The organism is Streptomyces sp. 8L, from assembly GCF_020176795.1.
GTDB lineage: Bacteria > Actinomycetota > Actinomycetes > Streptomycetales > Streptomycetaceae > Streptomyces.
The window spans coordinates 1-3,162 of sequence record NZ_JAIUKE010000666.1 but is presented as its reverse complement, the minus strand read 5'-3'; the positions used below and the strand labels follow the sequence as shown (position 1 = coordinate 3,162).

At 75.9% G+C, this 3,162-nt stretch carries 1 protein-coding gene and 1 pseudogene; both read right to left on the bottom strand.

All coding sequences use genetic code 11. The features are described 5' to 3' along the window. Positions 1 to 625: pseudogene (locus tag LCE31_RS36760) on the bottom strand (hypothetical protein); the annotation flags it as partial. Between the two features lie 3 nt (positions 626 to 628). Next, positions 629 to 3,162: serine/threonine-protein kinase (locus LCE31_RS36755; RefSeq protein ID WP_225022326.1), on the bottom strand; the 2,534-nt coding region annotated here is incomplete at its 5' end.

The following is a 3,162-nucleotide window of genomic DNA, read 5'->3' as shown; positions in this document are numbered from 1 at the left end:
GCAGGTCGACGGCGGCGGCGGAGACCGGCGCGCCGGCGTCCGGAGCGGCGGCGTCCGGAGCAGCGGCATCCGGCGCGCCGGTCTCAGGAGCGGCGGCGTCCTGAGCATGGTCGTGGGCGCCCGCGACCGTGTCCTGGGCGGTGCCGTCCGGCACGGCGGCATGTGTGTTCGAAGTGTCGCTGGGGGCCGCGGGACCGCCGGTCCGCCGCTCCCCCGACGGCGGTTCGCCCGGCGAGTGCTCTCCCGGCGAGCGCCTTCCCGGCGAAGGCAGCACGAAATCACCGGTGTTCGGCGGCAGCTGGGCACCGTGCGAGTCCACGCCCGGCAGGTCGCCCGGGTGCTGTGCGCCGACCGCGGCATCCGCCCCCTGGTCCGGCACCGCGTCCGGCCAGGACACCGGGGCGACACCGCGATCGGCGCCGCCGTCCGCGCCGTGCTCCGCGCCCCGGCCGCCGGACGGGCCCAGGGCGACGGTCGGGTGGTCGGCTCCCCCGGCCGCCAGGGGCGCCGACGTCAGGTCGTACCCGCAGGCACCGCAGAACAGGTCGCCGGGCTCCACCGGCTCGCCGCACGCCGGGTTGGGGCAGGGCGAGGTGCTGATGTCCCGCCGAGGCTTCCGCGCCATCAATCACACCCACGTCCGGGGGCGGAAGCGGTTGGCCCGCTCCACCAGTTCGATCCTGTCCTCGCCGCGCTGGGCGAGCCGGGCGAGTGCCCGGTACGAGCGCTCGAGGCCGAAGCGCAGCCCCCGCTCGTCGAGACGGCTGCCGAGGAGGGACGGGGCCGTGCCGGCCCGACCTCCCTGGCCCCCGGAGATTACCCAGTCGAGGGCCGTCCCGAGTACTTCGGCCGACAACCGCTCCCGGCGCACCGCGTCGAGGCCGAGCCGGCGCAGCGCCTCCACCTGGTCCGCCGCCGCCATCAGGTCGGGCAGCAGCGGCTCCACGGGGACCCTGCGGCGCAGCCGGGCCCGTACGGCGGCGACGCGCGCGGCCGTGTAGTGGATGGACGCCTCCGGCACGGACTCCAGCGCGGCGACGGCCCCGCCCCGGTCGCCCGCCGCGAGCAGGACCCGGGCCAGGCCGAAGGCCGCGCTCACATGGCTCGGGTCCGTCGCCCATACGAGGCGGTAGTACTCCGCCGCGTTGTCGAGCTGGCCCAGGACCTCGGCGCACACGCCGAGCGCCAGCTTCGGCGCGGGCTCGCCGGGGAACGCGTCGTAGATCGCGTCGAAGGACAGGGCGGCGGTGGCCTGGTCGCCCGTCACCAGGCCCACGAGCCCCCGGCACCACACGACCCGCCACTCGTCGGGGTGACGCGCCTCCAGGGCCCCGAGGGCGGTGACGGCCGCCGGGACGTCCCCGTGCTCCAGGTGGGCGCGGACCTCGCGCAGCCGGATCTCGGCGGAGTCGCCGGACGCGGTGCGCTTCGCGGCCTCCAGGGCGGCGATCAGCTCGCCGTGCGCGGAGGAGGCGAGCAGGCCCGCGAGGAAGCCCGCGTTGGGGTCGCCCGGGTCGACGCGTGGCACAGGCAGCGCCAGGACGGCCGCGGGTACGTCGACGGCCACCAGGCGCAGCGCCTCGGCTCCCGCGCCGCGCACGGCCCCGTTCCCCGGGGCCGCGCCGTGGTATGGGAGGCCGTACGGCGCGGGCGGCACGCCCTGCCCCGGCACGGCGCCCGGAGCCCCTGCGGGGGCAGGACCGCGCGGCCCCGGCACCCCGGCCCCGCCGGGCCCCGGGGGCAGGGCGCGGGCCGCGGCACGCCGGGAGCGGCGCGAGAGCACCTGGCGCGCGCCCAGCAGCGAGACGTCGTCGAGTTCGCTGAACAGCCGGGCGTCGGTCACCCGCACCTCGGGGCCGAACAGCGTGGACAGCGCGGGCCGCGGCCGGCCGGACTGGAGCGCGACGACCTCGCGCAGCACGCCCGTCAGCTGCTCGGCCATCTCCTCCGCGGAGGAGAACCTGCGCGCGGGGTCGGGGTCCGTCGCGCGCACCAGGAGCCGGTAGAACGACTCGTAGCGCCCGAACACGTCGATGTGCTCCGGGTCGGGCAGCGAGTCGACGAACACGTTGGTGTAGCCCTGGAAGTCGAACGTGAGCACCGCGAGCGTGCGCGCGACCGTGTAGAGGTCGGAGGCGACCGAGGGCCCCACCTCCGCGACCTCGGGCGCCTGGTAGCCGACCGTGCCGTAGATGGCGGAGTCCTCGTCGTCCATCCGCCGGACGGCGCCCATGTCTATGAGCTTGAGCTGGTCCTCGGTCTGGATGGCGTTGTCGACCTTGAAGTCGCAGTACAGCAGGTTGCGGCTGTGCAGGTGGCCGAGGGCGCCGAGCGCCTCGATGCCGTACGCGCAGGCCTGTTCGACCGGCAGCGGGTCGCGCCTGCCGGTGGCCGGATCGCGCCGGCCGTTGGCGATCTCCTTGAGCGACTTGCCGCCGACGTACTCCATGACGATGTAGCCGTCCAGGGAGCCGGTACGCGGGTCCAGGTGTTCGACGAAGTTGTAGATGCGGACGATGTTGGAGTGCTCGATCTCGGCGAGGAAGCGCCGCTCGGACACGGCGGCCAGCATCGCGTCGGCGTCGCCCGTGTCGAGCAGGCCCTTGAGGACGACCCAGCGGCCGTCCACCGCACGGTCGACGGCGAGATAGATCCAGCCGAGCCCGCCGTGCGCGAGGCAGCCGGCGATCTCGTACTGGCCGTGCACGACGTCGCCCTCGCGCAGCTTCGGCACGAAGGAGTACGGGTGGCCGCACTTGGTGCAGAAGCCCTCCGTGCGGCCCGGCCGCTCGCCGCGCGAACGGCCCACGGGAGCACCGCAGTCGGAGCGCGAGCAGAACCTCTTGCGCTCGGGCACCTCGGCGTTGTCCATGACGGCGTCGCGCGGGTCGGGCTTCGGCACGTCGGGGATCGACACGAGCCCCGCGCCGAGCCTGCTGCGGCCCGACGTCACCGCCGAGTTGCCGGAGCTGATGACGGAGACGGAGTGGCCGGACGTGGCGCCGGCCAGCGACCGGGAGAGCCGGCCGGAGACGGAGCGCCGCGAGGTCGAGGACCGGGAAGCGGACGAACGCGACGAGCGCGAGGAGCGCGTGGACCGCGAGCCTGCGGACCCGGCCGAGCCCCGGGACCCGGTCGGCGCCGACCCCGCCGCCCCGGGAC